The following is a 15,662-nucleotide window of genomic DNA, read 5'->3' as shown; positions in this document are numbered from 1 at the left end:
ATTCCTGGGTTTAGGTTTCTTCCTGGGTTTTCATTTTTTTCACAATCCACTTATTCGCAAAGAGCAATCCCCCCATTACGATAGCAAATTGGAAAAGAATAGCTCCAACATTGTACAAGTTCTCGGGATCATAGGGACTCAGCCATCCTTCAGGATTGGCTTTATAGGAATCATAGAAGAACCATCCTAGCAGCAGGACCATCTCAAGTGGAGCTATATAGCCAATCACAATATCCCACCATTTGCCAACTCGAATGTTGGAGTCTGGATGATTGATTTGTTCTTCTCTGAATTTCGTGATTCCATATTTGCGGATGGATAGGGTAAAGAATAAACCTGCGACCATCAGCGCCACTCCCCAAACCCAGTCCTGGTTATTGAAGATGTTCATGCTCAAAGCCGAAGGAACACCCATCAGGAAGCCTACGATTCCTATCCATCGGATTACCTTCGTTCGCTCAGCTCCCATATCCACAAATGTCCGGGTCACTACTTCTACCATCGAAACCAAACTTGAGAAAGCAGCAAAAGCCAGTGCGAGGAAGAAAAGGATCATGAAGAATTTGCCAAAGCCCATATATTTGAAGAGCTGAGGCATCCAGACAAAGGTGATCCCGGTATTGCCCTCAGAGAAAATCGTTTCCTTCATCAAATCGGTCGAATATTGTTCGCCATTGGCTACCCTTTCTTCCAAACTTCCCAGTCCGGCTAAAACAGTAGGATCTGTCTGCCCTTGCTCAACCAGACCCGGCATGATTGAAAATACCGTACTGAAGATCATAATACCGGCAAGCAGAGATATGATATTGTTGGCCGTTGGAAGAATAAAGGCATTGAGTGCCGTGTCTTCTTTCTCCCGTAAATAAATCGCATAACAAAGGACCAGACCCCAACCAGCTCCTGTATCCCAGGCATTTTGCGTCAGGGCTTCTATCCAGATACTGGCTTTCCCCAACTCTGCCCAGTCTACCGTAAAAAGGTAAGAAAGACCTTCGCTGGCTCCCGGTAAGAAGAGTGCTCGAACGGTCAGTAGGATAATGATTCCTATCAAGGTAGGCATCAGGATATTGGTTACCTTTTCGATTCCTTTTACTCCCTTTGCGACTACAAAGACCGCTAATCCGATCATAAATCCATGCGTCAGGATAGGGATAAAGGAAGTTGTGAAGTCGGTCCAAAAGGCACCCGGAACTGCGCCCGGAATTTCGCCTATTACCGCAGCCACTGTATACCGAACCGTCCAGCCAGCCACTACCGAGTAGTAAAACATGATAGCTGCTGTAACAAAGACGATAAAGGCTCCCATCCAGGCAAAGCGAGGCCCCATGATGTTGAGAAATGCTTTAATCGGACCACTGCGGGTTTTCCGGCCCATCCCAAATTCAAGAAGTATCAGGGGAACCGACCAGAGAAGCAGAAAACAAATCCAGGCAACGAGAAACTCTCCCCCGCCATTTTTTGCTGCTATTCTGGGAAAGCGCCATATATTACCAGTTCCTACGGCCATGCCCAACATTGCCAGCATCATAGACCAGCGGGAACTAAAAACGGGAGTATTATTTTTCATCTGTAGTAGTATGCGTTAGTGTCAGTTAAAAAACTGTCATCCCGGAATCCACCTCGATATCCGGGATCTCTAGCGATCAAAATGTGTTTGCGAGAGATCCCGGCTCTTGGACAAAGGCCGGGATGACATATATATTTTGATTTTTGATCAATTCAATTTTGTGATTAACAAACCTTAAAGCGAGAAGGACTCAATTGTATTTCTGCCCCTTCTCCCGCATTCGCAGCGAGGCGAGCTTCTATCTCTTTGGATGTTTTGGTAATGGAAAGGCCGCCCAAAGTCGTACACCTCAAATCATTGGGGATACTTTTGCCTACCTTATCCATGGTTTCGATTACTTCGTCCAAGGGAATCAGGTGGTCATAATTCGCAAGGGCCATATTTGCACAGGAAAGTGCATTGGATGCGGCCATTATGTTTTTGCCCAGACAAGGGGCTTCCACCCGATTGGCTATAGGATCGCAAATCATTCCCAGTGAGTTTTGTAATGCCTGAGAAGAAGCAGATATGGATTGAGACAGATTCCCTCCGCCCAAATGAACAATAGCTGCGGCAGCCATGCCTGATCCGGAACCACATTCTGCCTGGCAACCTCCAACTTCCGCAGCGAAAGTAGCATGCGCAGAAATAAAAACGCCTATCATCCCCGCTGCCAACATAGCTTTGATGGCTTCTTCTTCGGGTAAATTCATTGCTGCCCTGGCTCCCAGAACGGCTCCCGGCAAAGCCCCACATGCACCAGCAGTAGGTGCAGCTACAATAACTCCCATTGCACTTTTTACCTCCATCATGGCGGTAACATAAAGAATGATCTTATTTAGGACTTCATTATGTACCAGGCTATCTGCTTCCATTTTCTCCTGAAAACCTTTAGACTGATTTCCTAAAATCCGATCTGCATATTCTGTTCCCAGCAATCCGTAGTCAATGGATTTTTGCATGATCCCTACCAATTCCCTCATCCGATCAATTACCTCCAACTTAGAGATATTGCCTCGCATACTTTCATATTCGATGGCCAGTTCCCAAAGCTCCAGATCTTTGTCTTTATTATAAGCCAGCATTTCCTCACAGCTGATAAAGGGAACTTTCAAGCCCTGGCGAGACATGATCGGAAGAACCGGCGCCAGTTTTTTGATGAACAAAACTTCCTCCATGGCTTCCAATTCCTGCATGATTTCCTCAGACAGAAATTCCTGCGCCTTTATCTCCACAAAATCCATTTCTCCAGCATGCTCTATGATCTCATCAAATTCACCCAGGCTATTCAGGTAATCGAGAATAGAACTCCCTTTCTTCAAATAAATCAAGGTCTCATAATAATCTCCCGCCATAAAAAGAGGAGCTCCATCTATTTCAATGACCTCAATCATACCCCCACCTGTCGAAAGGGCAATCATTTTCCTTTCCTCTCGGGCATTCTTTAAACTGATCTTATAGGTGTTGGGGTGATCAGCCTGTATATCATGGATTTCTATTTGAATATCCATTCCTGCAGCTTTCACAGCTTTGAGGTAATCCGGCAATCTCTCGTCATGTGCTTCCCATCCCAGGAATCCTCCAAATAATCCCATATCTGAGCCTTGCCCTTTGTGGGTAGTCGCCAATGATCCATTGGGATCATATTCAATCAAAACCTCTTTGATATCACCATCCATCAGGTCGCGGCACAATCTTCCTATTCGCAAAGAAGCAGCACAATGGGAACTGGAAGGGCCTCGCATGACCGGGCCGAGCACATCGTTAAAGATACTGGGGTAGTTCATGTTTCAATAGATTTAGGTTTAAATATACAGGAAATCATCAATTCTTTTTGTCTCTCTTTCCCAATCTGCCTTGCCCTATAAATTTCCTCTCTTGTAAATTTCTCTTAATTTAAATCCTGAATCCTACTTGCCTCAGCATTGGTTCTGCTTTTTTCACCCTCAACAAGCTAATTGGAATTCTTTATAGACATATTCAGATTTGTTACCGTCGGCCAACTCCTGCTGACCTTAATTATGGTTCTGAGATCAGACAAAAAGAATTTTTTTAGCATGAGTGCTTCCCTCTTTGCCTTATCTCTGATGGCATACCTCATTGCCTATTGGGAACCGGTGAAAAGTAATTTCTGGCTATTTCATACGATCTTGCCTTTTTCGGTTGCAGTCCCCTTAAGCTTCTACCTCTTTAGCAAAGCCTTATTCGATGATGTCTTTCGGTGGAAAAAGAAATATCTATGGCTAATTCTGGGAATCGTTGTTCTGCATACAAGCCTTTATGTATTCAATGGCTTATTTTGGAGCAATCTGGAAGATGATATAAAGGTTCTTGCCTATTTGCCTCCTTATCTGATTTCTCTTGCATTTGTGATAGCCGGACTCTTTGAGGCCATGAAAAATTATCAGGGAGATCTGGTGCCGGGAAGGATACGATTCCGCATGCTCTTTATTCTTCTTTCCGCCTTCCTTATGATTCTCACCATAAGTTCTCTGATGGCCCTTCAACATGACGAGCTCCCAACTCTCATTGAATTTGTACAAAAGCTGGGGATATTACTCCTGGTATTGCTCTTTTCCATTTACCTTCTCAATATCAATGAGGAAATTTTTGATGCTGCAAAAAAAGTTACGCCTAGCCTACCCGAGCAGGGCAAGGAGAAAGACTTGCCTGAAGGATTGCGAGAGCACTTAGTTGATAAAAAAGTTTATCTGGAGGAAGGGCTCAGTATACGGGACCTGGCCGATCGACTGGACATGAAGGAATACAAACTCCGCCAAAGTATCAATCAGGAACTAGGGTTTCGAAACTTCAATCAGTTTATCAATTCCTTTAGGGTAAAGGATGCCATGAAAATCCTCAGCGATCCTTCTCAAGAGGAAAAAACCATCACTGAAATTGCATTTGAATTGGGCTATGTTTCGATCAGTCCTTTCAATAAAGCCTTTAAGGAGTTTAGCGGACAAACCCCCAGAGCTTACCGCAAAGAAAGGCTTGTTTCCGGAGTTCTGGAAAACGAAAATCCTGATGGATTTTGAAATCCGTCAATAATTTTTGAAAATGATAGGCATTCTCTCTCAAGCTCTGATAGCTTCGTTCCTATATTATTCACTAAAAAAGGTTCAAGCAAATGAAAGCCTCATTTCAATTTTTCAAAGCAATACTTTCTATCCTGTTCCTTCTTTTCCTAGGCGCCTGCAGTTCAGACGAAAATTGGGATTATAGCGGGCCTGTAGGAAACTGGACTTCTTATGGAGGGACTGATTTCGGAGAAAGATATTCCCCTTTAACTCAGATCACCAAAGAAAATGTAGACGAACTGAAAATAGCCTGGGAATATCATACAGGAGATGTATCTGATGGAAAGGGAGAAGTTCCTACAAGCACTGCCTTTGAGGCTACGCCAATATTGGTAGATAGTACCTTGTATTTCCCTACTCCTTTCAATCGCATTATAGCCCTGGATCCGGAAAGTGGGGAAGAAAGATGGACCTTCGATCCTCAGATAGATCTCAAAGGATTTTACGCGAATCAATTGATATGCCGTGGGGTTTCCTATTGGAAGGAAGATTCCTGTAATGCCGGAAATTGTGATGAACGCATCCTGATGGCTACGGCTGATTCTCGGCTGATAGCTGTTCAGGCTAAAGATGGACAGCCCTGCAAGGACTTTGGGAATAATGGGGAAATAGATTTGATGGAAGGCATGGGCGAAACTTTATGGAAAGGAGAATACCAAATCACTTCTCCTCCGGCTATTGCGGGTAATTTGGCAATCGTCGGATCTGCCGTAGCAGATAATATGCGAAGAGATGCCCCCAGTGGAGTGGTCAAAGCCTATGATGTGAGAAGCGGAGAATTGGTTTGGAGCTGGGATTTGAGACCACCTGAAGGAGTCATTGATAGTAGTTTGCTTTCTGAGGGAGGCTATCACTTGGGCTCGCCTAATGTTTGGGCGCCTATGTCCGTGGATATAGAAAATGACCTCCTCTTTGTTCCCACTGGCAATCCTTCCCCTGATTATTTTGGGGGCTTGAGAAATGGACTGGATTACTATGGAAGTTCGGTTGTTGCGCTACGGGCATCTACTGGTGAAGTGGTATGGAACTTTCAAACGGTTCACCATGATCTTTGGGATTTCGATGTTCCGGCACAGCCTACCCTTACAGAAGTAGAATGGGAAGGGAAAAAAGTTCCGGCGGTTCTGCAAGCTACCAAAATGGGACTCATCTTTACCCTAAATCGACTCAACGGCAAACCCATTATTCCTGTAGAAGAAAGAACAGTTCCTCAAACTACGGTTCCAGGCGAATTCACTTCCCCGACTCAACCCTATCCAACAGCTCCTCCCCCCCTTATCAGACATGATCTCTCAAAAGATGATCTTTGGGGGCCATTAGGAATGAGTGGAGATTGTGAAGAAAGCTTTGCGAAAGTTCATTATGAAGGGGCTTATACACCTCCGCGATTAAATCAAGCGACCCTGGCATATCCCGGCGTAGCAGGAGGAAGCAATTGGGGAGGGATAGCTTTTGATAAAGAAAATCAGATTTTGGTGGCCAATGTCTCTGATTTGCCCTATCTCGTCACCTTGCTACCGAATGAAGCATTTGAGCAGGCCAAAAAAGATAATCCGGGAGTAGAAATAACTCCTCAAACAGGAACTCCCTATGCAATGAGACGTGAAGCCTTCCTTTCTTCTCTGGGATTACCCTGTAATGCACCTCCCTGGGGAAAATTGATAGCCATTGATATGAGGAAGGGAGAAATTCTGTGGCAACAGCCCTTTGGTACAACTAAAGACTTAGCGCCAGTGCCCATCAAGCTGAAATACGGAGTACCAAACCTCGGAGGGCCACTTATCACAAAATCCGGCATCATTTTCATCGCCGCTGCATTAGATAACTACATACGAGCCTTCGATCTTAAAAGTGGAGAAATGTTGTGGGAGGAAAGATTGCCTGCAGGTGGACAAGCGACTCCCATGACGTACCGTACAAGTAAGGAGAATAAACAATACCTAATCATTGCTGCAGGTGGACACGGAAGAGGAGGTTCAAAACTGGGGGATTCGGTGATTGCTTATGCTTTGCCTGAATAGCAATTTCCGAATCCTTCCTATATTGGGAGGGTAGACTGCACGGGAAACTAATCATTAAATCTTGGAAGAAGCCTCTTATCAAATAGAATCCTTTCAACTTCAAACTGAAGATGGGATCGAGCTTTCTGCAAATTTCTTTCCGTCCAACGGCCCATCCAAAGCGGCAATTCTTCTGACGCCTGGTTTGGGTGTGCCGCAGGCTTATTATTTCAAATATGCGAGCTATCTCAGCGAACAAGGATATAATTGTTTGACCTTCGATTTTCGGGGCATAGGTGAAGAGCATCTCAAAGCCAAATATGCGGATCGAATCAACCTCCGAAACTGGGCCAGGCAGGACATGGTAGCAGGGCTCAATTGGATTAAAGAACGCTTTCCGCAAGAGGATATATACGGTATTTTCCACAGCATTGGAGGTCAAATTTTCGGATTGGTTGAAAATCATCATTTGCTGAAAAGGGTAGTATTCATCTCTGCAATGGGAGGCTATTGGGGAGATGAGAAGTTCCCGGTAAATTTCTTCACCCTCTTCATGTGGTACATCCATATCCCGCTCCTGACTCGCATCTATGGTTACCTCCCCAAGAGTCTGACCTATCGAGGAGTAGCTGTAGCAAAAGGAGTTGCCAGAGAATGGGCAGATTGGGGAAAGAGATCCAGGTATATATCAGGCATGCTAAAGAAGGAGCTTTCCGATCATTTTTATGATCAGATTGATTGCCCCATAGATGCGATCTGGTTTACAGACGACGAACTTGCAACAGCGGGCACGCTCTCTAGTGTTCTGGACCTTTATACCAAAGCCCCTTTAAACAGACTCCCGCTAAACCCCTTAGATTTCGGGAGGAAAAAAATCGCTCATAGCGGATTCTTTTCCTCCAAATGCCGAGATAGCCTATGGGAAGTCCCCTTGAAATTGCTGGAAGGCAAAAAAGCCTGAATGCTCCTCAGGCTTGTCTAAAAAATCACATCATTGGGCGAGAATAAGGCTTTTTATAAATGATCGCGTATTCAGACAGCGATAATTTCCATATATTAGACCGATCTAAGCTAACCTAAAAACCACCTTAGCCCATGCACTTGATAAAAGAAACGCTACGCAAAAGTCTGCTTATGCTTGCTCTGGGAATATTTACCCTTAGCCTGCTTCAGGCACAAAAATCTCAATTTCGCATTACAGTTTCTCCAGAAAATCCAACAATGAATGTCGGAGAAACTCTTCAACTCAGAGCAAAGGTTATAGATAACGATGGAAAAGAAGTAGGCACTTCCGGTCTCCGATATTTTTCCCGCTCATCCAAAACTGTATCTGTTGATGAACAGGGGATGCTAACCGCCTATAAAGGAGGAGTCGTAGGGATCATAGTAATTCGTCCTGATCCTGAAGGCAATTTTGCCCGTGCAGATATAGAAGTTAAAGTGAACTTCCCGGATCCCAAGGATGTTCAGTTTCTCAATGCCCCAACTATGGTTTATACCGGAACTCAAACCAATGTCAAAACAAGAGTTCTGGATGAAAGTGATCTATTTAGAGATGACCTGAAAGTAAGCCTGGAAAGTAGCAATCCTGCTGTTGCCAGTGTTGATCCTTTTGGAAATCTGATCGCTCATAAAAAAGGGAAAATCACCCTTACTGCCAGCCATTCAAATCTGGAAAAAAGAATCGCCGTTTCGATCGCCAAAAATCCTGTAGCTGAACTGGAAATTGCCAATCTGATACCAGAAGCTAAAACCGGAGATGTTATTCCTTTTACCGTTATCGCCAGAGATAAAGGAGGAAAGGTTCTACAGAATGTCCCTATTCACTATAGCTATCAAGGAAGATCCAACAATCCTTCTTACACAGCCGCTGGTATGATCGAGCAAGACGGAAGATTTGTAGCCTATATAGATGGAATGTATTCTATATCGGCCAATTGTGGGCCGGTTTCTGTTACTCGTAGCATCAATATTGTTCCAAGAAACATCCAGACGCCCATCGATTTCGTAGGAAAAGGTTCTGTAAATAACGTACACACCTCAGACCTCTGGGTTTGGGAAGGAGTGGATGGCAGAGATTATGCCGTAACCGGAACCTGGGGGGCAAATGGTGAAGCTTATTTCTGGGACGTAACCGATCCAGCGAATATTGTAGGAATCGATACTTTCACCGTGGATGCCAGAACCGTGAATGATGTAAAGGTTTCTGAAGATGGCAAGGTATGTATCATCAGTCGGGAAGGAGCATCCAATAGAAAGAATGGAATCGTAATTCTGGATGTTACCGATCCTAAAAATGTGAAGAAGCATACAGAATTTAATGATGGACTTACCGGAGGCGTACACAACCTCTTTATCTATAAAGATCATGTTTATGCTCTTTCCAATGGAGAGCGTTATGACATCATTAATATCAAAGACCCAAAGAATCCCAAGAAAGTAGGAACCTTTGAACTGGATTCTCCCGGACATGCTATTCACGATGTCTGGATCGAGGATGGAATAGCTTATTCTTCCAATTGGTCTGATGGGGTTCAAATGGTGGATATTGGAAATGGAAAATGGGGAGGAACTCCTGAGAAGCCTGTGAAAGTTGCCAGCTATGCCTATCCAAGCGGATGGAATCATGCGGCTTTCCCTTTCAGAAGCCCATCTACTGGAAAATTCTACATCATTGCAGGGGATGAAGCCTTCCCCAATGGCTTGTATACAGATGATAAGCCTACCTATGCTGGAGGATATTTGCACGTAATTGATTTTACCGATTTAGAGAATCCAAAAGAGGTTGCTTATTATGAAGTGCCTGGTGCAGGTTCTCACAACTTCTGGATCGAAGGAGAGACACTCTATGTAGCTAACTACAATGCAGGATTACGAGTAGTAGATATTTCTGGTGATCTTATGGGCGACCTCTTTCAACAAGGAAGGGAAATGTCCTGGTTCAAGCCAACAGATGCTAATGGACGTATTCCTAATGCCCCTATGACCTGGGGACCTCAACCTCACAAAGGACACATCTTCTTCTCCGACTGGAACAGTGGGCTTTGGTCCGTAAAAATGCAGGAGAAGAAAGAAGAGGTTAAATAATAGATCCTTCAACAAACACAATGATTGCCTTTATGCAAAAAATAATGTTAACCATAAGTTTCCTGTTCCTCCTGACTTTAGGGGGAATAGGAAGTCTTTTTGCTCAGAATTATTATGCCTATGCAACTGCTGAATCAGAAGATGAAGTTGCCCTGGTAAAATTTGATGGGGAGAAAGCTGAAGCCATACAGCGTATTCCGGTAGGATATATTCCTACAGAAATTGAAGGCCCTCACGGAATCAGTGTAAGTCCGGATAAAAAACATTGGTATCTGTCGATGGCTCATGGAATGCCTTATGGAAAAGTCTATAAGTTTACGACTGGTGATAATAAACTGGTTGGAACAACTGAATTGGGCTTATTTCCGGCAACCATGCAGATCTCACCAGCAACAGGCTTGATGTATGTTGTAAACTTCAATCTACATGGAAAAATGGTTCCCAGTTCTGTATCTGTTGTTGATCCGGAGACCATGACCGAATTGAAAAAGATCACCACCGGTTCTATGCCTCATGGTTCCAGAATTTCTCCAGATGGTATGTTCCACTACTCCGTGGCCATGATGTCAGGTGAACTTTTTGAAATAGATGCAGCCAGCCTGGAAGTGAGTCGCACCCTGAGTCTGGATGAAGAGGAAGGAGGCATGGATCATTCTATGCAAGGAATGGATCATAGCAAAATGGACCACAGTAAGATGGACCATAGCAAAATGGATCATTCGGGCATGGGAGGAGGAATGAAGATGAAGCATTCTAAAGTAAAACCCACCTGGGTTATTCCTCATCCGACCAATAATAAACTTTATGTTGCTGGAAATGGAGTAGCAGAAGTCTTGGAAGTAGATCGTGCAGAATGGAAGATTACCCGCAAATTTTCTACCGGAAAAGGACCTTATAATGTGGAGATCAGCCCCAATGGAAAATTGATGGTTGTTACCTATAAATCGGATGCACAAACCGGCGTTTGGAACCTGGAAACTGGAGAAGAACTCGCTCGCATACCCAATAGCCGCAAAGTATCTCACGGAATTGCGATCACACCAGATAGTAAATTCGCTTTCGTAACAGCAGAAGGCATAGGTGCAGAGCCAGGTTCTGTTGACGTAATTGATCTTACGAAACTGGAACTGGTTTCTACGGCAGATATCGGTAAGCAAGCAGGTGGAATTTATTTTTGGAAAATGGAAGACTAAACCTCATGAAATACTTCACACTTTTACTCAGCTTCAGCTTCCTGCTCATGAGTAGCAGCATAGCTCAAGACAAATATGCGGCCGATGTAGCTTCCCTGGATGCTATCATCGAAGCTCTTTATGGCTCCATTTCCGGAGACAAAGGAGAAAAACGAGATTGGGACCGTTTCAAATACCTCTTCACGCCGGAAGCAAAACTTATCCCTTCTGCCAAGAATCCTGAAGGAATTACCAAATACCGCATCATGACTCCTGAGAGTTATGTGGAAACTTCTGGTTCTTATCTGGAAGAAAACGGTTTCTTCGAAAAAGAAACCTACCGTGTGACTGAAGAATATGGATCACTGGTACACATTTTCAGTACCTATGATTCTTACCATACCTCAAAAGATGAGAAACCTTTTGCAAGAGGCATCAACAGCATTCAGTTGCTACATGATGGAAAGAGATGGTGGATCATGCAAATTTACTGGCTAGGGGAAACCAAGGATAATCCTTTGCCCGCCAAATATTTGCCGAAAGAATAAAACGAAGGCAGTCATTCTTAGGGCTGCCTTTGTCTTCTCTTACTCAAGCTTACTTTAGTTCCTGAGAACTTCGAATCATATCCAGAATAGTTTCCCTGGGAATCTTTTAAACTAATGTCGAAGACATAAAGGACATTTAGCAGTCGGGCTCCGGCGCTGATGTACAGGAGGTTTTTCTGGGGATCATATTTCCATTTACCAGAAACCTTGATTCGTTTGAGGTTAGAGATATTGGATTTCATTTTTGGAGCTAATAGGCCCGTCAATAACTCCCCCGTTTTACCAAGAATCGAATATTCTCCGATCAACTTGCCGTCATCCATCAATTTCAAAAAATAAGTCTCTTTAGGAATTTTCTGGATGGTGCTTAACTCCCATAATCCGGAAAAAGTTCTTTTCATCCTCGAAACTAATTCGAGGGCTTTTGGAGCATAATCACTCAAAGGATAGGTTTTTAAATACGTTTCCAAAGATTCTATGGAACCGTTTGCCAATACTGAATGCCAAATTTCTCTTTCCCTGTCCTTTGGGTTCAGATCAATTTTCTGAACAGTCTCTTCCTTTTGCTCCACTACTCTCTTGGGTCTGCGAAGTCCAATATCGAAATACTCTTCCTCTTCTTCCTCTTCGTTCGCATCTGGAAAGTCTTCATAATTACTTACATTATTTACAAGCTGAATAGGATATGCCTCTTCTTCTGATTCCGTTTGAGGGGTCTTGATTTTTGGCCTAAAAATAAATTGACCGCCCATTCCTCCGGTATCCTGAATGGGTCTTCCAATAGGAGTTTGCTTCCCATTATGAATGCTTGCTGTGGTAACTTTATCTACCAATGAAATTACAGAAATTCCTTCGTCAGCGTAATTTTTTAAAACGGCCAATAACTGTGTTGCAAAGGGACTATTTTCGCCACTTTTACCATCAGGAACAACTTCATTTCGACCGGAAGCAAGTAACCAACGACTAGGATCTTTCTCTCGGGGATCTGGTTGCGAGGAATCCCTGTTTTTCACCAAGTATGCCCCCGAGTAACAAGAGTCAACAATCACAAATGTATGCTGACTAGGAATCTTTTTCAGGGCCCTAAATATATAGTGGTAAGGATAATATTCTCTGTCAGATTCAAAATGTGCATCTACCGGAATCCAAAAGCCTTCGTCCTTAAAATCATCGTAATGACCATGCCCACTAAAATAAATGATAAGGTTATCCTGAGGCTTAACTGCATTGGGCAACTTTCTCAGTGCCTTATCGATTCCATCGTAACTTGCATCATCATTATACAATTCCGTAACTAATTCCGGAAGAAATTGATACTTATCAAGCAACAATTCTTTGAAGGCTTTTGCATCTCGAACCGCATTGTTTAGTTGACCTACATGATGATATTCATCTATGCTGATCAGCAACAAATGGTTATTGGGGAATGGATTTAAATTTTTATTATCCGACTCCAGGGGGCGAAAAGTGAATTTTCTATCCAAGGTTAATGAGTTAACAACTGGAAAAGTAATTACGCACTTAACTGTCAGGAGTATTCTTAATATACTTTTTTGAATGATTTTTTCAAAAAGTCAGCGGGATCTCAAAATCCCTAACTCCAATCCTCTTAACTCAGCCAATCCCCTTAGCCTACCAATGGCCGAATAGCCGGGATTCGTTTCTTTGGTCAAATCATCCAGCATTTTATGGCCATGATCCGGGCGCATAGGAATCGCTTCTTCGCGTTTTGCCTGTTCTGCTAGTAAAGCTTTCATGACCGCATACATATCTACATCTCCATCCAGATGATCTGCTTCGTAAAAATTGCCTCTGCTGTCTCTTTTCGTAGCGCGAAGGTGAATAAAATTGATCCTCTCCCCCATCCGTTCAATCATGCCGGGCAAATCATTATCCGATCGGACTCCGAAAGAACCGGTACAGAAACACAAACCATTAGCGGGTGATTTTATCATATCTAAAATAAACTGGGCATCTGATTCCGTACTCATAATCCGTGGCAATCCCAGAAGCGGGAAAGGAGGATCGTCCGGATGAATGGCCAATTTCGCTCCCACACTTTCGGCTACCGGAGCAATTTTCCTCAGAAAGTAAACCAGGTGAATTCTCAATTTTTCTGCATCTATCCCATGGTAGGTATTGAGGACTTCTTGAAATTTTCGTAGAGAAAATACTCCTTCTGTAGTTCCGCCCGGCAAGCCTGCAATGATATTTTTTGAAAGCCGCTCTATTGCCATTGCATCCATTTCCTCAAAATATTCCTGTGCAAGTTTCTGTTCTTCCTTTGTATAGTCTTTTTCAGCTCCGGTCCTTTTTAGTATAAATAATTCAAAGGCGGCGAATGCAGCTTTTTCAAAGTAAAGGGCCTGTGATCCATCGGGCATAGGTTTATCCAATTCTGTCCTTGTCCAATCAACTACTGGCATAAAATTATAGGTGATGATTTTGATATCACAAGCTGCCAGATTCCGAATACTTTCCTGATAATTGGAAATGTATCTTTCGAAGCTGCCTGATTGACGCTTGATGTCCTCATGAACTGGAATGCTTTCTACAACGGACCAGCTCAGCCCCGCTTCTTCTATCATCCGTTTTCGTTCCAAAATTTCCGGAATCGGCCAAATTTCTCCATTGGGGATATGATGCAGGGCTGTTACTATTCCGCTAGCGCCTGCCTGTCTGATATCCGATAAACTGACCGTATCCTCCGGACCATACCAGCGCCAGGTCTGTAGTAGTTTTTTCATCGGTGGTGTTCTTTTTATTTAGCTGTATTTATTTCCATTTAGGGGCCTGGGCAATCTTATCTTCCAGCCTCTTTCTTATCTTTTTCTGTTTTTTGCTCAAGTCGCTTTCAGAAAGCGGATTGACTTCCATCACATCTTTGTCCAGATCAAAAAACTTACCATCCTGATAGAGTTTGTATCTGCGGCTTCTGGCAAATTGATTCCTGAATTTGTTCACATTCTTTCCCCACATCGGATCATAATGAACAAAAGCCTCCTCCCGCGCTATCTGTTTCTCTCCCAGCAATAAAGGAAGAAAACTTTTTCCATCTGAAGCTTCTCTTTTCCCTACAATATCTGCCAGTGTAGCATAAAAGTCGCTAAACTCAATTAGGTCTTTGTAAACAGAGGCTTTTTTTACTTTCTCCGGCCAGCTCATGATCAGGGGAACATGCGTTCCATGATCTATGGTATTTCCTTTTGCCCCTCTGATCTGGCCTCCCTGAGTAGCCGAATAGATCCTGGGATGCGTTCCATTATCCGCTGTAAATATGAGCAGAGTATTTTCATAAACTCCAGAGCTTTTTAGTTGATCTATAATCCTGCCTACGATCTTATCAGTATACTTCATCATGTCGGCGAAATAAGTAGTATCCTGCTTATACCTGCTTTCTTTCTCCGCCCAATTATCAGAATCAGGAGTAGGTACAAAAGGGTCGTGAACCAGTAACATAGGATAGTAAACAAAGAAGGGACGATCTTTATTTCGGTCAATAAAATCCATGGCAAACTGGGAGACGATATCGGGTCCATAAGCATCCTCGTCTCTAGCTAAAAGCTCTCCGTTTTGCTCCAATAAAGGGTCGGCAAATCTTTCTCCTTCTTTTCTTAATTGGGTGAGTTGCCAAAGGCAATATTCATCAAAGCCAAAAGCATGCGGGCGTTGATTATCCTGATATCCTTCTTTTTCATAAACCAAGCCATTGAGTTGCCACTTACCAACGATACAGGTCGCATAACCCGCTTCCTTCATCACATTGCCAAAAGTTCTCTGATTGGAATTGAGCCAGGTAAAGGCTTCGTAATTGCGATAATTATACTTACCCGTCATGATCTTTACCCGGGACGGTGTACAAAGGGGCTGGGAAATGGCTTTGGTAAAACGAATGCCCTCTTTCGCAAGTCCATCCAAAATAGGGGTCTCGTATTCCGTACTTCCATTTGCACTCAGACATTCATACCCCATATCATCTGCCATAATGAGGATGACATTGGGTCGGGAATCCCCGGATTTTTGCCCCAACATGAAAAAAGGGAAGGCCAGACTTAACAGAAATAGTAGTAGTCTCATAATGATGGTCTATAAAAACAAGATAGGATAAAGCGAAGAAAGCTACCAAGGAGAATAGGATTATCTGTTTTTTTTCAAATAAAGAATGGGATTTATTCTCGAATCACCTAAAAAACCCATAAAAACATCTCTTTTTTCGACTGGAAATTACA

Annotated in this window: 11 protein-coding genes; 6 read left to right on the top strand and 5 right to left on the bottom strand. The window is 43.3% G+C overall.

Annotated elements, in window-relative coordinates; all coding sequences use genetic code 11:
* Nucleotides 1-10 precede the first annotated feature (10 nt).
* Nucleotides 11-1,567 carry a sodium-dependent transporter gene (locus tag R8P61_34690; GenBank protein ID MDW3652276.1) on the bottom strand — a complete coding sequence of 519 codons (1,557 nt, stop codon included), beginning with the start codon at nucleotides 1,565-1,567 and terminating at the stop codon, nucleotides 11-13.
* Nucleotides 1,568-1,731: 164 nt separating this feature from the next.
* On the bottom strand, nucleotides 1,732-3,333 hold the full coding sequence (locus tag R8P61_34685) for an L-serine ammonia-lyase, iron-sulfur-dependent, subunit alpha (protein ID MDW3652275.1): 1,602 nt from the start codon (nucleotides 3,331-3,333) through the stop codon (nucleotides 1,732-1,734).
* 270 nt (nucleotides 3,334-3,603) lie between these two features.
* Between R8P61_34685 and R8P61_34680 the strand changes: the two genes are divergently transcribed.
* From R8P61_34680 to R8P61_34655, 6 genes are all read left to right on the top strand, one after another.
* The gene (locus R8P61_34680; GenBank protein MDW3652274.1) at nucleotides 3,604-4,584 is read left to right on the top strand and encodes a helix-turn-helix domain-containing protein; all 981 of its coding nucleotides are present in this window, start codon (nucleotides 3,604-3,606) and stop codon (nucleotides 4,582-4,584) included.
* 92 nt (nucleotides 4,585-4,676) lie between these two features.
* The gene (locus R8P61_34675; protein ID MDW3652273.1) at nucleotides 4,677-6,647 is read left to right on the top strand and encodes a pyrroloquinoline quinone-dependent dehydrogenase; all 1,971 of its coding nucleotides are present in this window, start codon (nucleotides 4,677-4,679) and stop codon (nucleotides 6,645-6,647) included.
* 61 nt (nucleotides 6,648-6,708) lie between these two features.
* Entirely contained in the window at nucleotides 6,709-7,587 is an 879-nt protein-coding gene (locus R8P61_34670; GenBank protein MDW3652272.1) for an alpha/beta fold hydrolase, read from the top strand.
* Between the two features lie 134 nt (nucleotides 7,588-7,721).
* Entirely contained in the window at nucleotides 7,722-9,713 is a 1,992-nt protein-coding gene (locus tag R8P61_34665; GenBank protein ID MDW3652271.1) for an Ig-like domain-containing protein, read from the top strand.
* Between the two features lie 32 nt (nucleotides 9,714-9,745).
* A complete protein-coding gene (locus R8P61_34660; protein MDW3652270.1) occupies nucleotides 9,746-10,906 on the top strand; it encodes a YncE family protein in 1,161 nt (386 codons plus the stop codon).
* Nucleotides 10,907-10,911: 5 nt separating this feature from the next.
* Entirely contained in the window at nucleotides 10,912-11,433 is a 522-nt protein-coding gene (locus R8P61_34655) for a hypothetical protein (protein ID MDW3652269.1), read from the top strand.
* Between the two features lie 17 nt (nucleotides 11,434-11,450).
* Here the strand turns inward: R8P61_34655 and R8P61_34650 are convergent, their stop codons facing one another.
* The 3 genes from R8P61_34650 to R8P61_34640 form a co-directional block, all read right to left on the bottom strand.
* The gene (locus R8P61_34650) at nucleotides 11,451-12,917 is read right to left on the bottom strand and encodes a caspase family protein (protein MDW3652268.1); all 1,467 of its coding nucleotides are present in this window, start codon (nucleotides 12,915-12,917) and stop codon (nucleotides 11,451-11,453) included.
* Between the two features lie 90 nt (nucleotides 12,918-13,007).
* Entirely contained in the window at nucleotides 13,008-14,180 is a 1,173-nt protein-coding gene (uxuA, locus tag R8P61_34645; GenBank protein MDW3652267.1) for a mannonate dehydratase, read from the bottom strand.
* Nucleotides 14,181-14,208: 28 nt separating this feature from the next.
* Nucleotides 14,209-15,510, bottom strand: coding sequence for a sulfatase-like hydrolase/transferase (locus R8P61_34640; GenBank protein ID MDW3652266.1), 1,302 nt, complete (start codon nucleotides 15,508-15,510; stop codon nucleotides 14,209-14,211).
* Between the last annotated feature and the right edge of the window lie 152 nt (nucleotides 15,511-15,662).

The sequence above is a fragment of the Bacteroidia bacterium genome (genome assembly GCA_033391075.1).
Classification (GTDB): domain Bacteria; phylum Bacteroidota; class Bacteroidia; order J057; family J057; genus JAWPMV01.
The sequence above is the reverse complement of the archived record's forward strand: the minus strand, read 5'-3'. Positions and strand labels throughout refer to the sequence as shown.

Bases quoted from the DNA above. Each gene is read 5' to 3' on its own strand.
- R8P61_34690 (MDW3652276.1), bottom strand. From the start codon at position 1,567: ATGAAAAATAATACTCCCGTTTTTAGTTCCCGCTGGTCTATGATGCTG.
- R8P61_34685 (MDW3652275.1), bottom strand. From the start codon at position 3,333: ATGAACTACCCCAGTATCTTTAACGATGTGCTCGGCCCGGTCATGCGA.
- R8P61_34680 (MDW3652274.1), top strand. From the start codon at position 3,604: ATGAGTGCTTCCCTCTTTGCCTTATCTCTGATGGCATACCTCATTGCC.
- R8P61_34675 (MDW3652273.1), top strand. From the start codon at position 4,677: ATGAAAGCCTCATTTCAATTTTTCAAAGCAATACTTTCTATCCTGTTC.
- R8P61_34665 (MDW3652271.1), top strand. From the start codon at position 7,722: ATGCACTTGATAAAAGAAACGCTACGCAAAAGTCTGCTTATGCTTGCT.
- R8P61_34660 (MDW3652270.1), top strand. From the start codon at position 9,746: ATGCAAAAAATAATGTTAACCATAAGTTTCCTGTTCCTCCTGACTTTA.
- R8P61_34655 (MDW3652269.1), top strand. From the start codon at position 10,912: ATGAAATACTTCACACTTTTACTCAGCTTCAGCTTCCTGCTCATGAGT.
- uxuA (MDW3652267.1), bottom strand. From the start codon at position 14,180: ATGAAAAAACTACTACAGACCTGGCGCTGGTATGGTCCGGAGGATACG.
- R8P61_34640 (MDW3652266.1), bottom strand. From the start codon at position 15,510: ATGAGACTACTACTATTTCTGTTAAGTCTGGCCTTCCCTTTTTTCATG.